The sequence below is a fragment of the Cereibacter changlensis JA139 genome, from assembly GCF_003034985.1.
Taxonomy (GTDB): domain Bacteria; phylum Pseudomonadota; class Alphaproteobacteria; order Rhodobacterales; family Rhodobacteraceae; genus Cereibacter; species Cereibacter changlensis.
On the sequence record NZ_PZKG01000038.1, the window covers coordinates 1 to 18,675 of the forward strand.

Annotated in this window: 19 protein-coding genes and 1 pseudogene; 2 read left to right on the forward strand and 18 right to left on the reverse strand. The window is 66.6% G+C overall.

Features of this window, described 5'->3' with window-relative positions; translation table 11 throughout:
- Together C5F48_RS26035 and C5F48_RS25145 are read left to right on the forward strand one after the other, a co-directional pair.
- Positions 1-384, forward strand: a pseudogene (locus C5F48_RS26035) (hypothetical protein); the annotation flags it as partial.
- A gap of 208 nt (positions 385-592) precedes the next feature.
- Positions 593-754 carry a hypothetical protein gene (locus C5F48_RS25145; protein WP_170139648.1) on the forward strand — a complete coding sequence of 54 codons (162 nt, stop codon included), beginning with the start codon at positions 593-595 and terminating at the stop codon, positions 752-754.
- Between the two features lie 14 nt (positions 755-768).
- Here C5F48_RS25145 and C5F48_RS10310 read toward each other — a convergent pair whose 3' ends face one another.
- The 18 genes from C5F48_RS10310 to C5F48_RS10395 all read right to left on the reverse strand — a co-directional run bounded on the left by C5F48_RS10310 (position 769) and on the right by C5F48_RS10395 (position 18,616).
- Positions 769-2,442 carry a ribonuclease J gene (locus C5F48_RS10310; RefSeq protein ID WP_107663825.1) on the reverse strand — a complete coding sequence of 558 codons (1,674 nt, stop codon included), beginning with the start codon at positions 2,440-2,442 and terminating at the stop codon, positions 769-771.
- A complete protein-coding gene (locus C5F48_RS10315) occupies positions 2,439-3,212 on the reverse strand; it encodes a type III pantothenate kinase (protein WP_107663826.1) in 774 nt (257 codons plus the stop codon). The genes C5F48_RS10310 and C5F48_RS10315 overlap by 4 nt, the downstream gene beginning before the upstream one ends.
- A 10-nt stretch (positions 3,213-3,222) precedes the next feature.
- A complete protein-coding gene (locus C5F48_RS10320; protein ID WP_107663827.1) occupies positions 3,223-3,978 on the reverse strand; it encodes a biotin--[acetyl-CoA-carboxylase] ligase in 756 nt (251 codons plus the stop codon).
- A complete protein-coding gene (nuoN, locus tag C5F48_RS10325) occupies positions 3,968-5,404 on the reverse strand; it encodes an NADH-quinone oxidoreductase subunit NuoN (protein ID WP_107663828.1) in 1,437 nt (478 codons plus the stop codon). Before nuoN ends, C5F48_RS10320 begins: the two co-directional genes overlap by 11 nt.
- A 10-nt stretch (positions 5,405-5,414) precedes the next feature.
- Positions 5,415-6,953: an NADH-quinone oxidoreductase subunit M gene (locus C5F48_RS10330; protein ID WP_107663829.1), complete on the reverse strand. Its 1,539-nt coding sequence runs from the start codon at positions 6,951-6,953 to the stop codon at positions 5,415-5,417.
- Positions 6,953-9,100, reverse strand: coding sequence for an NADH-quinone oxidoreductase subunit L (gene nuoL / locus C5F48_RS10335; RefSeq protein ID WP_107663830.1), 2,148 nt, complete (start codon positions 9,098-9,100; stop codon positions 6,953-6,955). The genes C5F48_RS10330 and nuoL overlap by 1 nt, the downstream gene beginning before the upstream one ends.
- Before the next feature lie 7 nt (positions 9,101-9,107).
- Positions 9,108-9,413, reverse strand: coding sequence for an NADH-quinone oxidoreductase subunit NuoK (gene nuoK, locus C5F48_RS10340; RefSeq protein WP_107663831.1), 306 nt, complete (start codon positions 9,411-9,413; stop codon positions 9,108-9,110).
- 117 nt (positions 9,414-9,530) lie between these two features.
- Complete coding sequence (locus tag C5F48_RS10345; protein ID WP_107663832.1) at positions 9,531-10,145, reverse strand: NADH-quinone oxidoreductase subunit J; 615 nt, start codon at positions 10,143-10,145, stop codon at positions 9,531-9,533.
- Positions 10,142-10,552 (reverse strand): carboxymuconolactone decarboxylase family protein, encoded by a 411-nt coding sequence (locus C5F48_RS10350; protein ID WP_107663833.1) that lies wholly within the window; start codon positions 10,550-10,552, stop codon positions 10,142-10,144. Before C5F48_RS10350 ends, C5F48_RS10345 begins: the two co-directional genes overlap by 4 nt.
- Positions 10,549-11,052, reverse strand: coding sequence for an NADH-quinone oxidoreductase subunit NuoI (nuoI, locus tag C5F48_RS10355; RefSeq protein ID WP_107663834.1), 504 nt, complete (start codon positions 11,050-11,052; stop codon positions 10,549-10,551). Before nuoI ends, C5F48_RS10350 begins: the two co-directional genes overlap by 4 nt.
- A gap of 1 nt (position 11,053) precedes the next feature.
- Positions 11,054-12,091, reverse strand: a complete 1,038-nt coding sequence (nuoH, locus tag C5F48_RS10360; protein WP_107663835.1) for an NADH-quinone oxidoreductase subunit NuoH — start codon at positions 12,089-12,091, stop codon at positions 11,054-11,056.
- A gap of 24 nt (positions 12,092-12,115) precedes the next feature.
- Positions 12,116-12,511, reverse strand: a complete 396-nt coding sequence (locus C5F48_RS10365) for a YNQ4 family lipoprotein (protein WP_107663836.1) — start codon at positions 12,509-12,511, stop codon at positions 12,116-12,118.
- Between the two features lie 4 nt (positions 12,512-12,515).
- Complete coding sequence (nuoG, locus tag C5F48_RS10370) at positions 12,516-14,534, reverse strand: NADH-quinone oxidoreductase subunit NuoG (protein WP_107663837.1); 2,019 nt, start codon at positions 14,532-14,534, stop codon at positions 12,516-12,518.
- Positions 14,535-14,595: 61 nt separating this feature from the next.
- Complete coding sequence (locus C5F48_RS10375; RefSeq protein ID WP_107663838.1) at positions 14,596-14,964, reverse strand: hypothetical protein; 369 nt, start codon at positions 14,962-14,964, stop codon at positions 14,596-14,598.
- A gap of 5 nt (positions 14,965-14,969) precedes the next feature.
- The gene (gene nuoF / locus C5F48_RS10380) at positions 14,970-16,265 is read right to left on the reverse strand and encodes an NADH-quinone oxidoreductase subunit NuoF (protein WP_107663839.1); all 1,296 of its coding nucleotides are present in this window, start codon (positions 16,263-16,265) and stop codon (positions 14,970-14,972) included.
- Positions 16,266-16,275: 10 nt separating this feature from the next.
- On the reverse strand, positions 16,276-16,500 hold the full coding sequence (locus C5F48_RS10385) for a DUF5337 domain-containing protein (protein ID WP_107663840.1): 225 nt from the start codon (positions 16,498-16,500) through the stop codon (positions 16,276-16,278).
- Entirely contained in the window at positions 16,500-17,408 is a 909-nt protein-coding gene (gene nuoE, locus C5F48_RS10390; RefSeq protein ID WP_107663841.1) for an NADH-quinone oxidoreductase subunit NuoE, read from the reverse strand. Before nuoE ends, C5F48_RS10385 begins: the two co-directional genes overlap by 1 nt.
- On the reverse strand, positions 17,408-18,616 hold the full coding sequence (locus tag C5F48_RS10395) for an NADH-quinone oxidoreductase subunit D (protein ID WP_107663842.1): 1,209 nt from the start codon (positions 18,614-18,616) through the stop codon (positions 17,408-17,410). Before C5F48_RS10395 ends, nuoE begins: the two co-directional genes overlap by 1 nt.
- Positions 18,617-18,675: the final 59 nt, after the last annotated feature.

Consider the following 18,675-nt stretch of genomic DNA (forward strand, 5'->3'; position numbering starts at 1 on the left):
GAGGCCGCGTCGATGGAACCCGTGAAACAGACCGAGGTCGTGGCCGAGGCGACGCCGGAGGTTCGCGAGGAGCGGGCGCCGGTTCGGGAAGAACGGCCGGTGCGGGAAGAGCGGGCGCCGCGCGAAGAGCGGGCGGCTCGCGACGACCGCCCTGCCCGGGACGAGCGGCCGGCGCGCGAGGAGCGGGCTCCGCGCCGCGAGGGCGGGCGTGATGACCGCCGCGGTGGGCGCGATCAGGGCCGTGACCGGCGCGAGGGCGGCAATGACCGGGTGGTCGGCATGGGCGATCATGTGCCGGACTTCATCCTGCGCAGCTTCCGCATCGAGACCGCGACCGCCTCCGAAGACGAGGGCGAGATCCTGGCGGATGCCGGGGAGGCCTGAGGCGACCCGCGTGGAACGGGCCCCGTTTCACGCGTGAAAATCCGCGCAAGCGACTGAAATGAAAAGGTTTCGGAAATGCCGTTAAGCATTCCGAAACCTTTTTCATGAGCGGGGACCGGAGCAGCCGGCCAGAGAACTTGCGTCGGGGATGAACCAATTGCGGGCAAACGACGTTGGGCTGTCACATATCCCAGCAAAGGACACTGCCATGCCCCGCTTCGCCCTGCTTGCCCCCGCCCTCGCCCTGCTGCTTGCCGCCTGCGGCAGCAATGACACCGAACGCGCCGCGACCGGCGCCCTTGGCGGCGCGGTTGTCGCCGGACCGCCCGGCGCGCTGATCGGCGGCGCGGCCGGGACGCTGGTCGACTGACCCGCCGGTGGTCGTCAGCCCTCCATCAGGCGGCTGACGACCACGGTCACTTCCGGCTTCTTGCCGATCTCTTCCATCGCGACCTGACGCACGATCCGGCGGATCGCCTCGTCGAGCTTGTCATCGTCGCGCAGCACCTTGGCGCCGGCGCGCGAGAGGAACTCGCCGAGCTGGTTCTCCAGCGTCTCGGCCAGCGGCTTGCCGGTCTTGCCGCGCTCCGGCAGGCCCATCAGCTCGACCCAAGCGTCGCCCAGGGGCGCGTCGGATTCGTCCATGATCACCGTGGCCAGCGCATGGCCGTTCAGCGCCATGCGGATCCGGTCGCGCACCACGCCGTCGCGGGCGCCGATGAGGACGGAGCCGTCGAGATAGGTGCGACCCGTCTCGATATATTCCACCACTTCGATGCCGCGGGTCAGGTCGACCATCATGCCGTTGGTCACAACATCCGAGGTCAGCCCCTTGCCCGAGGCGATCCGCGCGTGTTCGCGCAGGTGGCGGTGCTCGCCATGCATCGGGATGACCATCTGCGGCCAGAGCAGCGTGTGCACGGCCTCGAGGTCGGGACGGTTGGCGTGGCCGGAGACGTGGTAGAGCCCGCCCGCGTCATCCATGATGTCCACCCCCATCTCGGAGAAGGAGTTCATGATGCGGATCACGCCGCGCTCGTTGCCCGGGATGGTCTTGGAGGAGAAGAGGAAGAGATCGCCCTCCTTCATCTCCAGCCCAAGATACTTGCCACGCGCCAGCTGCGCCGAGGCCGCCCGGCGTTCGCCCTGCGAGCCGGTGACGATCAGCATCAGGTGATCGCGCGGAATGTCATGCGCCTCTTCCGGGCTGACGGTGCGCGGGAAGTTCTGCAGGACGCCGGTTTCCTGCGCCGCCGTCACCATGCGGCGCATGGCGCGGCCCAGGAGGCAGACAGTGCGCCCGGCGGCGGTGGCGGCCTCGGCCAGCGTCTTCAGACGGGCGACGTTGGAGGCGAAGGTGGTGGCCACCACCATGCCGCGCGCGCCCTTGATGAGGTCGCGCAGCGGGTCGGCCAGCGTCGCCTCGGACCGGCCGGGATGCAGCGAGAAGACGTTGGTCGAGTCGCACATCAGCGCCTTGACCGGCTTCTCGGCGGCGATGGCCCGGAAGGCCTCGTCGCTCCAAGCCTCGCCGACGATGGGCGAGCGGTCGAGCTTGAAGTCGCCGGAGTGGACGATGCGGCCCGCGGGCGTGTCGATGACCAGCGCCGAGCTTTCCGGGATCGAGTGGCTGACGGGCACGAATTGCACTTCGAACGGGCCTGCGGTCACGGTCTCGGGGCGGGCGGCGACGATGCTGATCGCCTCGGTCGGCAGGCCGTATTCCTCGAACTTCAGCTTGCCGATGGTGCCGGTGAAGCGGCGGGCATAGACCTTGGCCTTCAGTTTCGGCCAGAGATGGCCGAGCGCGCCGATATGGTCCTCATGCGCGTGGGTGATGAAGATCGCCTCGATCCGGTCCTTGCGGGCCTCGAGCCAGGCGATGTCGGGCAGGATGAGATCGACGCCGGGCGTCGTGTCCATGTCGGGGAAGGTGACGCCGAGATCGACGACGATCAGGCGTTCCTTGTCCTCCGGCCCGTAGCCGTAGACATAGCAGTTCATCCCGATCTCGCCCGCGCCGCCGAGGGGAAGGTAGATCAGTCGGTTCGTGTTCATTCCGTTTCCTTGTTGTAACGGTGGATGAGGACGAGACCCTGCATGGTCAGATCGTCCTCCACCTTGTCGAAGAGATTGAATCCCTGGTCGAATAAGGGTGCCAGGCCCCCTGTTGCGATGACCTTCATCGGGCTTTCGCGCTCCATCCGGATCTGGCGCACGATGCCTTCAACGAGGCCGATATAGCCCCAATACACCCCGGACTGCATGCAGGCCACCGTATTCGTGCCGATGGCGTGCTGCGGGCGGGTGACATCGACGTGTGGCAGCGCCGCTGCCGACATATGCAGCGCTTCGAGGCTGAGGTTCACGCCGGGCGCGATGACCCCGCCGATATAGGCGCCGTCCGCATCCACCACGTCGAAGGTGGTGGCGGTGCCGAAATCGACCACGATGAGATTGCCGCCATGGGCATGGAAGCCGGCGACGGTGTTCACCAGCCGGTCGGGGCCGACGGTGGTGCCCTGATCGACGCGGGGCGCGACCGGCAGGCGGCATTCGGGCTTGCCGACGACCAGCGGGCGGCAGTCGTAATAGCGGTTGCAGAGCACGCGCAGGTTGAAGACGACGCGCGGCACGGTGGAGGAGATGATCGCCTCGGTGATCGGCGCCTCGGTCTTCGTCATCGCCATCAGGCTGGAGAGCCAGACGAAGTATTCATCCGCGGTGCGCTTGTGGTCGGTGGCGATGCGCCATGTTGCGACGAAGGCGGCGCCGTCCCAGATCGAGAAGACGGTGTTGGTGTTGCCACAGTCGATGGCGAGAAGCATGGGCAGCCTTTCAGAAGAACACTTCGGCGGCCGGAATCGCGACGCGGCCCTCGGCGGTCATCATCACCAAAGCGCCGGTGGCGTCCACCGTCTCGAAGATGCCGTCGCGGGTGGTCTGGCCGGTGCGGGCGCGGATCGGCTCGCCCAGACGCGCGGCATGGGCGAGCCAGGCGTTGCGCAGCGGGGCGAAGCCCTGGGTGGTGAAGGCTTGCTCCCAGCGGGCATAGGCGGGGGCCAGCGCGTCGAGCAGCGCCGTGGGGGTGATGCGCAGGCCGGTTTCCCCGAGCAGGCTGACCGGGCGCAGGGCGCCGGGCTCGACCAGCGCGGGGTCAGGGGCAGCGATCAGGTTCACGCCGATGCCGATGGCCAGATGCTGGACCTGCGCGCCCTGCCCCAGGCTTTCCAAGAGGATGCCGGCGAGCTTGCCGCCGTTCAACAGCACGTCGTTCGGCCATTTCAGGGTGAAGCTGTCCGGCAGGCCGGTGAGCGCCACGCAGGCGTCGCGCAGCGCCAGGGCGGCCGCGAAGGAGCGCAGGGCGACGATCTCGGGGCGTTCGGTCGGGCGCAGGATCAGCGTGGCGCTGAAATTGCCGCGCGGGCTGGACCAGGCCCGGCCCCGGCGGCCACGCGCAGCGGTCTGGAGCCCCGCCATGATCCAGGCGGGGCCCGAAAGGTCGGGAGCGAGGCGGGCGGCGAAGGCGTTGGTGCTGTCCACCGTGTCGAGGACATGGCGGGCAACGCCCTCGGGCCAGGGCTCAGCGGACAAGCGATTCCGCCGCCGTCGCCGCCAGACCCTCGATGCCGAAGAGGTTGATCATCCCCAGAAGCATGATCGCCGCGGAGCCCATCAGCATGAGCCATTGCACCGACCCCATCTTGCCGTCGAGGCCCTCGTTCTCCTTGCCGAAGAACATCAGGTAGACGATGCGGATGTAGTAGTAGGCGCCGATGACCGAGGCGATCACCGCCAAGAGCGCCAGCCAGACCATGCCGCCATCGACCGCGGCGCGCAGCACCGAGAGCTTGGCCGCGAAGCCGAGGAAGGGCGGCACGCCGGCGAGGCTGAACATCAGGAACAGCATCGCCCAGGCCCGCATCGGCTCGCGCGTGACATACATGTTCAGGCTGTCGATGGTGGTGACGGGGCGACCCTCCTTCTCCATCGAGAGGATGAAGGCGAAGGCGCCGATGTTCATGGTGACGTAGATCGCCATGTAGATCAGCATCGCCTGCACCCCGACCACCGTGCCGGCGGCGAGGCCGACCATGGCGTAGCCCATGTGCGCGATCGAGGAATAGGCCATCAGGCGCTTGATGTCGCGCTGGCCGATCGCCGCAACCGAGCCGAGGAACATAGAGGCCACGGCGAGGGCGGCAAGGACCTGGCTCCAATCGGCGGTGATGCCGCCGAAGGCGTCGAAGACCACGCGGGCGATCAGCGCCATCGCGGCGACTTTCGGCGCGGTGGAGAAGAAGGCGGTGACCGGCGTCGGCGAGCCTTCGTACACATCCGGCGTCCACATGTGGAACGGCGCGGCCGAGACCTTGAAGGCGAGGCCCGAGAGCATGAAGACGAGGCCGAACAGGAGGCCGAGCGGGATGTCTGCGTTCAGCGTCGAGAGGATGCCCGCGAACAGCGTGGTGCCGGTGAACCCGTAGACCAGCGACATGCCGTAGAGCAGCAGGCCCGAGGACAGCGAGCCGAGGATGAAGTATTTCAGGCCTGCTTCTGTGGATTTCACCGAGTCGCGGCGCAGCGAGGCCACGACGTAGAGGCCGAGGCTCTGCAGTTCGAGACCCATGTAGAGCGCGATCAGGTCGCCCGCCGAAACCATCAGCATCATGCCGACGACCGAGAGGCTGACGAGGATCGGGAATTCGAAGCGCAGAAGGTCGCGGCGGCTCATGTAATCCTGCCCCAGCGCCAGAACGGCGGCGGCGGAGACGAGGATCGTCACCTTGGCGTAGCGGGCGAAGGCGTCGTCGGTGAACATGCCGCCGAAGGCGATATGGTCTCCGTCACGGCTGAGGCCGATCCAGATCGCCAGCGCCAGCATCAGCCCGGCGGTGGCCCAGACCAGCATCGGCGCCGCCTTGTCCTTGCCGGTGTAGACGCCGAAGAGCAGCGCCAGCATGGCGTAGATGGCGAGGATGACCTCGGGAAGGACGGTCGAGAAATCGGCAGCGGTCATCTTGCGTCCCTCAATGCATGGCCAGTTGCGATGCCGGAGCGGCAGGTATCGCGGCCTGGTAGTCGGTCGTCAGCTTGGCCACGGAGGGGCCAATGATATCGGTCACGAGGCTGGGATAGACGCCCAGCAGCAGGGTCATCACCACCAAGGGCGCGAAGATCGCCCGCTCGCGGCGGTCCATGTCCTTGATGGTCAGCAGGCTTTCCTTGACCAGCTGGCCGAAGACCACCCGGCGATAGAGCCAGAGCGCATAGGCCGCCGAGAGGATCACCCCCGAGGTGGCCACGGCGGCGACCCAGGTGTTGACCTGGAAGATGCCCATCAGCGTCAGGAATTCACCGATGAAGCCGGAGGTGCCGGGCAGACCGACGTTGGCCATGGTGAAGAACATGAACATCAGCGCATAGACCGGCATGCGGTTCACGAGGCCGCCGTAGGCGTCGATCTCGCGGGTGTGCATGCGGTCGTAGATCACGCCGACCAGAAGGAAGAGCGCGCCCGAGATGAAGCCGTGCGAGATCATCTGGAAGATCGCGCCGTCGACGCCCTGCTGGTTGCCGGCGAAGATGCCCATCGTCACGTAACCCATGTGGGCGACCGAGGAATAGGCGATCAGCTTCTTCATGTCGCTCTGCGCCAGCGCGACGAGCGAGGTGTAGACGATGGCGATGGCGCTCATCCACAGCACCAGCGGCGACAGCAGGTCTGCGCCGATCGGGAACATCGGCAGCGAGAAGCGCAGGAAGCCGTAGCCGCCCATCTTCAGCAGGATCGCGGCCAGCACGACCGAGCCCGCCGTCGGTGCCTGAACGTGGGCGTCGGGCAGCCAGGTGTGCACCGGCCACATCGGCATCTTCACCGCGAAGCTGGCGAAGAAGGCGAGGAACAGCAGCGTCTGCAGCCCGCCGACGATCTGGAAGCCGGCGATGCTCATGGTGCCCGAGGAGAACTCATGCGCCATCAGCGTCGGGATGTCGGTGGTGCCGGCGTCGAAATACATGGCGACCATCGCCACCAGCATCAGCACCGAGCCGAGGAAGGTGTAGAGGAAGAACTTGAACGCGGCATAGATCCGGTCCTTGCCGCCCCAGATGCCGATGATCAGGAACATCGGGATCAGCCCGGCCTCGAAGAAGATGTAGAACAGCACCATGTCGAGCGCGCAGAACACGCCGAGCATCAGGCTTTCCAGCACGAGGAAGGCGATCATGTATTCCTTGACCCGCACCTCGACCGTCCAGCAGGCAGCGATGGTGATGGGCATGAGCGCGGTGGTGAGCATGACGAACAGCACCGAGATGCCGTCGACGCCCATCTTGTACTTCAGGCCGAGGATCCAGTCATAGGTTTCGACGAACTGGAAATCGGTGTTCTGCGGATCGAAGCCAGAGAGCAGGAACAGCGAGACGAGGAAGGTCGCCGTGGTGGCCAGGAGCGCCAGCCATTTCGCGTTCCGCTGGGCGGCGGCATCCTCGCCCCGCAGGAACAGCGCCAGGATGAGGGCTGCGACCAGCGGGATGAAGGTGATGATGGAAAGCAGGTTTTCCATTAGTGCGCGCCCCCCGAGAGCGTCATCCAGGTGATGAGGATCGCGATGCCGAGGAACATGGCAAAAGCGTAGTGGAAGATGTAGCCGGACTGCGCCCTGCCCGTGAGACGGGTGAGCATCGGGATGAAGCCCAGTGCCAGCCCGTTGATGGTGCCGTCGATGACATTGCCGTCGCCGCGCTTCCACAGGAAGCGGCCGAGCCACTTGGCGGAACGGACGAAGACCACGTCATAGAGCTCGTCGAAATACCACTTGTTCAGGAAGAACAGGTAGAGCGGGCGCTGGTTGGCCGCGAGACGACCCGGCAGGCTCGGGTTGCGGATGTAGAACTGATAGGCCAGCGCCAGACCCAGGACCATCGCGACGAAGGGCGAGACCTTGACCCAGACCGGCGCCTCATGCGCGGCGTGGATCACGTGGTTCTCCGGCCCGATGAAGAGCGCGCCCTGCACCGGAGCGGCGGCGTGATGCTCGGCCTCGGCAGGCGCCTCGGTTGCGGCATCGGCCACGGTCGGTGCTTCGGTCGCGGTGTCGGCCACGGCGGGAGCTTCGGCTGCGTCCGGAGCCTCGGCCACGGCTTCCGCGCCATGCTCTGCCCCGGCTTCGGCCTGATGTTCCGCCGCGGCGGGCATGCCGAACCAGGAGCGCATCTTGGCCTCGTCGCCGAAGAAGGAGTTGTACCAGACCATCCCCGAGAAGATCGCGCCGAGGGCGAGGACGCCGAGCGGGATCAGCATCACTTTCGGGCTTTCATGCGCGTGGTCATGCGCATGATGGTCGCCGCGCGGCTTGCCGAAGAAGGTGAGGAACATCAGCCGCCAGCTGTAGAAGCTGGTCATGAAGGCCGCGATCACCAGCATCCAGAAGGCATAGGTCGAGCCGACCCAGGCGCTCTCGATCACCGCGTCCTTCGACAGGAAGCCGGCGAAGCCGATGTGGGTCAGGGGGATGCCGACGCCGGTGATGGCCAGCGTGCCGATCAGCATCGCGGCGAAGGTCAGCGGGATCTTGTGGCGCAGACCGCCGTAGTTCCGCATGTCCTGCTCGTGGTGCATGGCATGGATCACCGAGCCCGCGCCGAGGAACAGCATCGCCTTGAAGAAGGCATGGGTGAAGAGGTGGAACATCGCCACCGAATAGACGCCGACGCCGGCGGCCACGAACATATAGCCGAGCTGCGAACAGGTCGAATAGGCGATGACGCGCTTGATATCGTTCTGCACGAGACCCACGGTCGCCGCGAAGAAGGCGGTGGTGGCGCCGACCACGACGATCATGGTTTGCGCGTCGGGGGCGTATTCGTAGAGCGGCGACATGCGGCAGACGAGGAAGACGCCGGCGGTGACCATGGTGGCGGCGTGGATCAGGGCCGAGACCGGGGTCGGGCCCTCCATCGCGTCGGGCAGCCAGGTGTGCAGGCCGAGTTGGGCCGATTTGCCCATGGCGCCGATGAACAGGAGCACGCCGATCAGGTTGGCGGCATTCCACTCGGTCCAGAGGAAGGTGAGGTTGGTCTCGGCCAGCATCGGCCCGGCGGCGAAGACGTCGTCGAGACGGATCGAATCCACCAGGAAGAACAGCGCGAAGATGCCGAGGGCGAAGCCGAAGTCGCCGACCCGGTTGACCACGAAGGCCTTCATCGCCGCGGCATTGGCCGAGGGCTTGCGGTAGTAGAAGCCGATCAGCAGGTAGGAGGCGACGCCGACGCACTCCCAGCCGAAGAACATCTGCACGAGATTGTCCGAGGTCACCAGCATGAGCATGGCGAAGGTGAAGAACGACAGGTAGGCGAAGAAGCGCGCCTTGTAATGCTCGTGATGCGTCCAGTTGTCGTCATGCGCCATGTAGCCGAAGCTGTAGAGATGCACGAGCGCCGAGACCGAGTTCACCACCACCAGCATGATCGCGGTCAGACGGTCGAGCCGGATGCCCCAGTCGGTCGAGAGCGAGCCGCTCTCGATCCAGCGCAGCAGCACGACGTGTTCGGTGACGCCGTCATGGCTGAAGAAGATGATCCAGCTGAGGAAAGCCGAGAGGAAGACCAGCGCCGTGGCGATGACCTGCCCGGCCCGCTCGCCGATGAGGCGCCAGCCGAAGCCGCAGATCAGCGCGCCGAGCAGCGGCGCAAGGAGGAGGATCGTTGCCATGGTGCGCTCAGCCCTTCATCACGTTGACGTCTTCGACGTCGATGGTGCCACGGGTGCGGAAGAAGGTGACGAGGATCGCGAGGCCGATGGCAGCCTCGGCGGCGGCCACGGTCAGCACGAACATGGTGAACACCTGCCCCGTCAGATCGCCGAGGAAATGCGAGAAGGCGACGAGGTTGATGTTCACCGAGAGCAGCATCAGCTCGATCGACATCAGGATTACGATGACGTTCTTCCGGTTGAGGAAGATGCCGAAGATGCCGATCACCAGCAGCAGCGCCGATACCGTCAGGTAATGCTCAATTCCAACCATTCTTCGTCCCTCCGGGTCATCCGCCCGTTATTCGTCTGTCCGTCGGCGCCGGGCGCAGAGGCCCCGCGGTATTTCGTAGGGTGGGGTTTCACCCCACCGCCCCGGCCTGTGGCCGGGTCAGAGCCCCTGCCCCGGCTTCACGTCCTTCAGCTCCATCGCCTCGGCCGGATCGCGCCACATCTGGTGCAGCACGTTCTGCCGCTTCACGTCCTTGCGTTCGCGCAGCGTGAGCACGATGGCCCCGATCATCGCGACGAGGAGGATCAGCCCGGCGATCTGGAACAGGTAGAGATACTTGTCGTAGATCAGCAGACCCAGCGCCCGGGTGTTCTCGATCTGCAGCGGGTCCGGCGTCACGGCCTGGCGCAGCTCGCGCGCCGTGTCGGCCTCGATCCAGGCGCCGATGCCGAGGCTGAGCTGCAGCAGGATGATGATCCCCATCAGCAGGGCCAGCGGCATGTAACGCGCCACCTCGCCCTTCAGCGCCTCGAAGTCGACGTCGAGCATCATCACCACGAAGAGGAACAGCACCGCGACCGCGCCGACATAGACGATGATCAGCAGCATGGCGACGAATTCCGCGCCCAGGAGCACGAAGAGCCCGGCGGAGGACAGGAAGGTCAGGATCAGCCACAGCACGGCATGCACCATGTTGCGCGACATCACCACCAGCACGGCCGCCGAGACGCCCATGATGGCAAAGGCATAGAAGGCCAGATCGGCAATGCTCATTCGCTTTCCTCCTCGGTCTCGGCAAAGACGGCCTGGGCGATATCCAGCGCCTTCTGCATGGCGGGAACGCCGCCGAACATGCTCATCTGATAGATCACTTCGGCGATCTCGCGTTTGGTGGCCCCCGCGGCGAGCGCGTGGCGGATGGTGAGGCGCATCTGCGGCTCGGCCTGGGCGCCGAGCACCGTCAGCGCGGCGACGGTGACCAGAAGCCGGGTCCGGGCGTCGAGCCCCTCGCGGTTGAAGGTCTTGCCGAACCACATCTCCATCATGTCCTTCGACAGGGTGGGGATCAGCTTTTCGAAGCCCTTCACCTGGAAGTTCTCCAGCGTGGGGTTGAAGGCGCGGGCCATCTCCTGGCTCTGCTCCATCATCGCCTTGAACATCCGGGTGAGATCGTCGGTCATCTGTAGGGCGCGTCCAGCTCGAGGTTGCGGGCGATCTCGGATTCCCAGCGCGCGCCGTTGTCGAGCAGCTTTTCCTTGTCGTAGAACAGCTCTTCGCGGGTCTCGGTCGAGAATTCGAAGTTCGGCCCCTCGACGATGGCGTCGACCGGGCAGGCCTCCTGGCAGAAACCGCAGTAGATGCATTTCGTCATGTCGATGTCGTAGCGCGTGGTGCGGCGGCTGCCGTCCTCGCGCGGTTCGGCGTCGATGGTGATGGCCTGCGCCGGGCAGACCGCCTCGCAGAGCTTGCAGGCGATGCAGCGCTCTTCCCCGTTGGGATAGCGGCGCAGCGCGTGCTCGCCGCGGAAGCGGGGGCTCAGCGGGCCTTTCTCGTGCGGGTAGTTGATCGTCTCCTTCGGGGCGAAGAAATACTTCAGCCCGAGGCCGAAGCCCTTGAAGAAGTCGAACAGCAGGAAGTACTTGGCCGCCCGGCCGTAGTCGATTGCGCGGTTCTGACCCATATCAGCCTCCCACCGCCCAGCGGGCCCAGAAGCCGCCGAGCACTTCGAATTTCGCAAGGAACGACACCAGCACGACCCAGCCGAGGCTCATCGGCAGGAAGACCTTCCAGCCGATCCGCATCAGCTGGTCGTAGCGGTAGCGCGGCACGATGGCCTTCACCATCGCGAACATGAAGAAGAAGAAGGCCATCTTGCCGACCATCCACAGCGCGCCGTCGGGCAGGCCGGGGATCGGCGACAGCCAGCCGCCGAAGAACAGGAGGCTCATCAGGGCGCACATCAGGAAGATGGCGATGTACTCGCCGGCCATGAACAGGAGGAACGGGGTGGAGGAGTATTCCACCTGGAAACCGGCGACGAGTTCTGATTCCGCTTCCGGCAGGTCGAAGGGCGGGCGGTTGGTCTCGGCCAGCGCCGAGATGAAGAACAGCGCCACCATCGGCAGGTGCGGCAGCCAGTACCAGTTGAACAGGCCGAAGTCGCCACGCTGCGCATCGACGATATGGCTGAAGTTCATCGAGCCGGTCGAGATGATGATGCCGACGATGATCAGGCCGAGGCTGACCTCGTAGGAGATCATCTGCGCGGCGGAGCGCAGCGAGCCGAGGAAGGGATATTTCGAGTTCGAGGCCCAGCCGCCCATGATCACGCCGTAGACCTCGAGCGAGGAGGTGGCGAAGACGAAGAGGATGGCCACGTTGATGTTCGACAGCACCCAGCCGTCGGAGAACGGGATCACCGCCCAGGCGAGGATGGCCAGCACGAAGCTGACCAGCGGCGCGAGGAAGAACACCGGCCGGTCGACGCCGGCGGGGATCACGACCTCCTTGAAGACGTATTTCGCGGCGTCGGCCACGGTCTGCAGCAGGCCGAAGACGCCGACGACGTTCGGGCCGCGCCGCATCTGCACGGCAGCCCAGATCTTGCGGTCGCCATAGACGAGGAACAGCAGCGAGATCATCACGAAGGCGATGACCAGAAGCCCCTGCGCCGCCATCAGCAGCGTGATCCCCAGCCCGGTTTGCAGAAAATCAGCCATGATGCCTCGTGTCCCTCAAGCCGCTCATATCGTCGGTATTCCCTGTTCGCCGCAATCGCGCAGGGTCGCGGCGGCGTCGATTGTCTTCAGCCCGCGGGGCCGTTCGGACGAGACGGTGTAAACCGCATCGCCGCGCCAAAGGCCACCCTGTTGTGCGACATTTGTGCGCAGGTGGCGGGCAAAACCGTAGCCGCCGGCCTGCGCATGATGCGCGACGGCGCAACGGCTGTAGGCGTCTATGTCGGCGGCGCCGCGGCCGCCCTTCAGCGTCACCCGGACGTTCACCAGCTCGTCATCCAGCGCAAGCGTCTCGGCGCCTTTGTAGATCGGCGTCTCGTCGACCGGAGCCGCGGCCGCGCAGCCCATCAGGCTCGCCAGGGCGAGTCCGAGAGGGGCGGCGAGGGCGACCGGGGCTTTCATGCGGTCACTCGTCGGCGAGCGGGGCTTTCGCCCGCTCCGCCGCATTGGCCGACAGCTCGCCCATCAGCGCCGAGGCGCGGGCGATCGGGTTGGTCAGGTAGTAGTCGCGCACCGCGGTGCGGAAATCGGCCTGACCGGGGGCGCGCAGTTCCAGCGCCGGGCCTTCGTTCACCGGAACCTCGTCGATCCGGCCAAGGTGCGGGACGGCCGAAACCAGCGCCCGGCGCAGCGCGGCGAGGCTGTCGAAGGGCAGCGTCGCGCCGAGCTCGGCGGAGAGCGCGCGCAGGATCGCCCAGTTCTCCTTCGCCTCGCCCGGAGGCGTGCCGGCGCGGAACGCCAGCTGCGGCCGGCCCTCGGTGTTGACGAAGAGGCCGTTCTCCTCGGTATAGGCGGCGGCCGGCAGGATCAGGTCGGCGCGATGCGCGCCGCGGTCGCCGTGGCTGCCCTGGTAGATGACGAAGGCGCCGGCGGCGATCTCCACCTCGTCGGCGCCGAGGTTGTAGATCACCTCGGCCCCATCGAGCGCGGCGGTCAGCCCGCCTTCGGTGACGGCGCCGACATCCATCGCGCCGACACGGGCAGCGGCGGAGTGCAGCACCAGCAGTTTCGCGTCATAGGCCGCGGCGAAGGCCTGGGCCTGGGCCAGAACGGCCTCGCCATCGGCCTCGGTCAGCGCGCCCTGCCCGACGATCACCACGCCCGGACCCTTCACGTCCGGATTCACCGGCTCGGAGGCGAGACGGACCAGCGTGGCGCGGTCGGTCCCGTAATGGGTGTAGTCATAGGTCAGATCCGCCGCGGCGCCGATCAGGCCGACGGTGGCGCCGTTCAGCCAGGCCTTGCGGATGCGGGCGTTCAGCACCGCCGCCTCGAGCCGCGGGTTGGCGCCGACCAGCAGGATGTGGCCGGCGGTGTCGATATCCTCGATGGTAGCGGTGCCGACATAGGCGGCGCGGTTGCCGGCAGGCAGGCGCGCGCCGTCGGTGCGGCATTCGACGCGGCCGCCGAGACCCTCGACCAGCTGCTTCAGCGCATAGGCGGCTTCGACCGGGGCGAGATCACCGACCAGACCGGCGACCTTGCGGCCCTGCATCGCCTTGGCGGCGACGGTCAGAGCCTCGGCCCAGCCCGCTTTGCGCAGGCGGCCGTTCTCGCGGATATAGGGCGTGTCGAGCCGCTGGCGGCGCAGGCCATCCCAGACGAAGCGGGTCTTGTCCGAGATCCACTCCTCGTTCACGCCGTCATGGTTGCGCGGCAGGATGCGCATCACTTCGCGGCCCTTGGCGTCAACCCGGATGTTGGAGCCGAGCGCGTCCATCACGTCGATGGTCTCGGTCTTGCGCAGCTCCCACGGGCGGGCGGTGAAGGCATAGGGTTTCGAGGTCAGGGCGCCGACCGGGCAGAGGTCGATGATGTTGCCCTGCAGGTTCGAATCCAGCGTCTCGTTCAGATAGCTGGTGATCTCGGAGTCCTCGCCGCGCCCGGTCTGGCCCATCTGGGTGATGCCCGCCACCTCGGTGGTGAAGCGGACGCAGCGGGTGCAGGAGATGCAGCGGGTCATCTGGGTGGCGACCAGCGGGCCGAGGTTCAGGTTCTCGGTGGCGCGCTTCGGCTCGCGGTAGCGGCTGAAATCGACGCCGTAAGCCATCGCCTGATCCTGCAGGTCGCATTCGCCGCCCTGGTCGCAGATCGGGCAGTCGAGCGGGTGGTTGATGAGCAGGAACTCCATCACCCCCTCGCGGGCCTTCTTCACCATGGGCGAGTTGGTCTTGACCACCGGCGGCTCGCCGTTGGGGCCGGGACGCAGGTCGCGCACCTGCATGGCGCAGGAGGCGGTCGGCTTCGGCGGGCCGCCCACGACCTCGACCAGACACATGCGGCAGTTGCCGGCGATGGTCAGCCGCTCGTGGTAGCAGAAACGCGGGATCTCGATCCCGGCCTGCTCGCAGGCCTGGATCAGCGTCATGGCGGCATCCACCTCGACCTCGACGCCGTCGATGATGATCTTCTTGAGGGTGCTCATCAGCTTACTCCGCCGCGATGGTTCGCTGCCGGCAAGGCCGGCAGGCTGTTGTTCCGTTGTGTCATGCGCAGGCCCCCGCGAAGCTCCACACGCCCGCCCCGGTGACCCGGCCGATGGCCGCGGGGTTGAAGCGGCGGCCGCTGTCGGCGCAGGCCCGTTCGGCGACCGTCTTGGCCGGTGCGCCGTCGCTGTAATGCAGCGGCGCGCCGCTGCGGGTCACGGCCACCGTAAGCCCGCGCGTCGGGCGCGCGCCGACGGCCGTCACCATCTCTCCGGCCGCGCCGGGGCGCAGCTCGGCCAGATAGGCGGCGCCGTCCAGCGTCACCGGCAGCTGCGCGGCAGCCGTCGGCTGCGGCCCGCCCGTCTGGGGAGCGCCGCAGGCCGAGAGAGCCCCTGCCCCGACCAGACCGATGAGCACCGCTGCCCGCACCCTGCCTACTCCGCCGCCATGGCGCCCATGCGTCCGGTCCGTTTCGCCTTGATGCGGTCCTCGATCTCGTCGCGGAAATGCCGAACGAGGCCCTGGATCGGCCAGGCCGCCGCGTCGCCCAAGGCGCAGATGGTGTGGCCTTCGACCTGCTTCGTGACGCTCAGCAGCATGTCGATCTCCTCGACCTCCGCCTCGCCTTTCACCAGCCGGTCCATGACGCGCATCATCCAGCCGGTGCCTTCGCGGCAGGGGGTGCACTGGCCGCAGCTTTCGTGCTTGTAGAACTTCGACAGCCGCCAGATCGCCTTGATGACATCGGTGGACTGATCCATCACGATGACGGCCGCGGTGCCCAGACCCGACTTCTGCTCGCGCAGCCAGTCGAAATCCATGATCGCATCCTCGCATTGCGCCGCGTTCAGCATCGGCACCGAGGAGCCGCCGGGGATCACCGCCTTGATGTTCTTCCAGCCGCCGCGCACACCGCCGCAATGCCGGTCGAGCAGCTCGCGCAGCGAGATCGACATGGCCTCTTCGACGACGCAGGGGTTGTTCACATGGCCCGAGATGCCGAAGAGCTTGGTGCCGGCGTTGTTCGGCCGGCCGAAGCCCGAGAACCACTCCGGCCCGCGGCGCAGGATGGTCGGGACCACGGCGATGGATTCGACGTTGTTCACCGTGGTCGGGCAGCCGTAGAGGCCCGAACCGGCCGGGAACGGCGGCTTCATCCGCGGCATGCCCTTCTTGCCTTCGAGGCTTTCCAAGAGCGCGGTTTCCTCGCCGCAGATATAGGCCCCTGCCCCGTGGTGCAGGTAGAGATCGTAGTCGTAGCCCGAGCCGCAGGCGTTCTTGCCGAGATAGCCCGCGTCATAGGCCTCGTCGATGGCGCGCTGCAGCGCCTCGCGCTCGCGGATGTATTCGCCGCGGATGTAGATGTAGCCCGCCACCGCGTTCATCGCGAAACCGGCGATCAGGCAGCCTTCGACCAGCGTGTGCGGGTCGTGGCGCATGATCTCGCGGTCCTTGCAGGTGCCCGGTTCGGATTCGTCGGCGTTCACCACCAGATAGGAGGGGCGGCCGTCGGACTGCTTGGGCATGAAGGACCACTTCAGCCCGGTCGGGAAGCCCGCGCCGCCGCGACCGCGCAGGCCCGAGGCCTTCACCATGTCGATCAGCTTGTCGCGGCCGAGCGCCAGAAGGTTCGCCGTGCCGTCCCAATGCCCGCGCGCCAGAGCGCCCTTCAGGCTGCGGTCATGCATCCCGTAGAGGTTCGTGAAGATCCGGTCCTGATCTTTCAGCATCGCGTCGTCCTCATTTGCCCTGGCGTCTGCGCCAGATCCGCCAGGTTACCACCAGCGCCCATATGAACCCGGCCAGCGCGGCCAGATCGAACAGGAAGACATAGCGGGCTTCCCAGCCCAGCACGCTTCCCAGCCATTGCGCCCCCATCCACAGCACCATCGTCACTACCAGCACGATGGCCACGAGCCGCGCCTGGTTCGCCAGATGCCGCTCGGGGTCGGGAGCGCCCTTCATCAACCGTCCGTCTTCGGCGCGTCGTCGGCTGCCGGGGCCCCGGGCTCCGCCGTGGCGGTGCCGCCGGTGGCGACGCCTTCGGAGGCCGGACGGCCCTTCTTCACGGCCTCGGCCTCCTGCACGGAGATGCCGGTCTTGTCGATCGTCTCGCCCGCGCCGGGGGTCGGCTCCTGCGCCGCGCCGGTCGCCTCATGCACCGCCGGCTTGCGCCAGGGGGTGAGGATCGGCACTTCGGTGCCGTCGATCCGCTTCACCGTGTCGCCGATATCGGTCGCCAGCTGGACCGAGGCGTTGTGGCGGTGACGGCCCTCGGCATGGGCTTCGAGGCTGGTCAGCCCCGACAGCGGCTCGGAGGCGTAGCGGCCGTTCTGCGGGCCGGGCACCGGAACCTCGCCCGCCGAGAAGCGGTCGATCAGGTTCGAGAGCACCTCGGCGGTGAGATCCTCGTAATAATCCTTGCCGATCTGGGCCATCGGCGCGTTGGCGCAGGCCCCGAGGCATTCGACCTCTTCCCACGAGAACCTGCCATCCGCCGAGAGCTGATGCGCCTTCGGCGCGATCTTTTCCTTGCAGACGCGGATCAGATCCTCGGCGCCGCAGATCATGCAGGAGGTGGTGCCGCAGATCTGGACATGCGCCACCGAGCCGACCGGCTGGAGCTGGAACATGAAGTAGAAGGTCGCCACTTCCAGCGCGCGGATATAGGCCATGCCGAGCATGTCGGCGACGGTCTCGATCGCCTTGCGGGTCAGCCAACCCTCCTGCTCTTGCGCACGCCAGAGGAGCGGGATGATGGCCGAGGCCTGACGGCCCTCGGGGTATTTCGAGATCTGACCCTCGGCCCATTCGAGGTTCGCCGGGGTGAAGGCGAAACTGGCGGGCTGGTCGTGATGCAGACGGCGAAGCATTAGCGGTCGATCTCCCCGAAGACGATGTCGAGCGTACCGATGATGGCCGCGACATCGGCGAGCTGGTGGCCCTTGGAGATATGGTCCATGGCCTGAAGGTGCAGGAAGCCCGGGGCGCGGATCTTGGCGCGGTAGGGCTTGTTGGTGCCGTCGGCGACCAGGTAGACGCCGAACTCGCCCTTCGGGGCCTCGACGGCGGCGTAGATCTCGCCCTCCGGCACGTGGAAGCCTTCGGTGTAGAGCTTGAAGTGATGGATCAGCGCTTCCATCGAGGTCTTCATCTCGCCGCGCGGCGGCGGGGTGATCTTGCCGCGGGCCAGCACGTCGCCGGGCTCCACCCGCAGCTTGGCGATGACCTGCTTGATGATCTTGAGCGACTCGCGCATCTCGGCCATGCGGCAGAGATAGCGGTCGTAGCAGTCGCCGTTCTTGCCGACCGGGATCTGGAAGTCGAGTTCCGAATAGCATTCGTAGGGCTGCGAACGCCGCAGGTCCCAGGCGAAGCCCGAGCCGCGCACCATGACGCCGGAGAAGCCCCAGTCGAGGATGTCCTTTTCCGTCACCACGCCGATGTCGGCGTTGCGCTGCTTGAAGATGCGGTTCTCGTTCAGCAGGCCCTCGATGTTGTCGAGCAGCGTCGGGAAGGTCTCGCACCAGGTGTCGATGTCGTCGATCAGCTTCGGCGGCAGGTCCTGATGCACCCCGCCCGGACGGAAATAGGCGGCGTGAAGACGGGCGCCCGAGGCGCGTTCGTAGAACACCATCAGCTCTTCGCGGGCGGTGAAGCCCCAGAGCGGCGGGGTCAGCGCGCCGACGTCCATCGCCTGGGTGGTGACGTTCATCAGGTGGTTCAGGATGCGGCCGATCTCCGAGAACAGCACCCGGATCAGGCTGGCGCGGCGCGGCACCACGGTGCCGGTCAGCTTCTCGATCGCGAGGCACCAGGCATGTTCCTGGTTCATCGGCGCCACATAGTCCAGCCGGTCGAAATAGGGCAGGTTCTGCAGATAGGTCCGGCTTTCCATCAGCTTTTCGGTGCCGCGGTGCAGGAGGCCGATATGCGGATCGCAGCGTTCCACGATCTCGCCGTCCAGCTCCAGCACCAGACGCAGCACCCCGTGCGCCGCAGGGTGTTGCGGGCCGAAGTTGATGTTGAAGTTGCGGATCTTCTGCTCGCCCGTCAGGGCGTCGTCGAACTGGGTATCCATCAGGCGAGACCCTCGGAGTTGCCTGCCTTGGGCAGGGGAGCATCGGAGCGCGGGGCGAG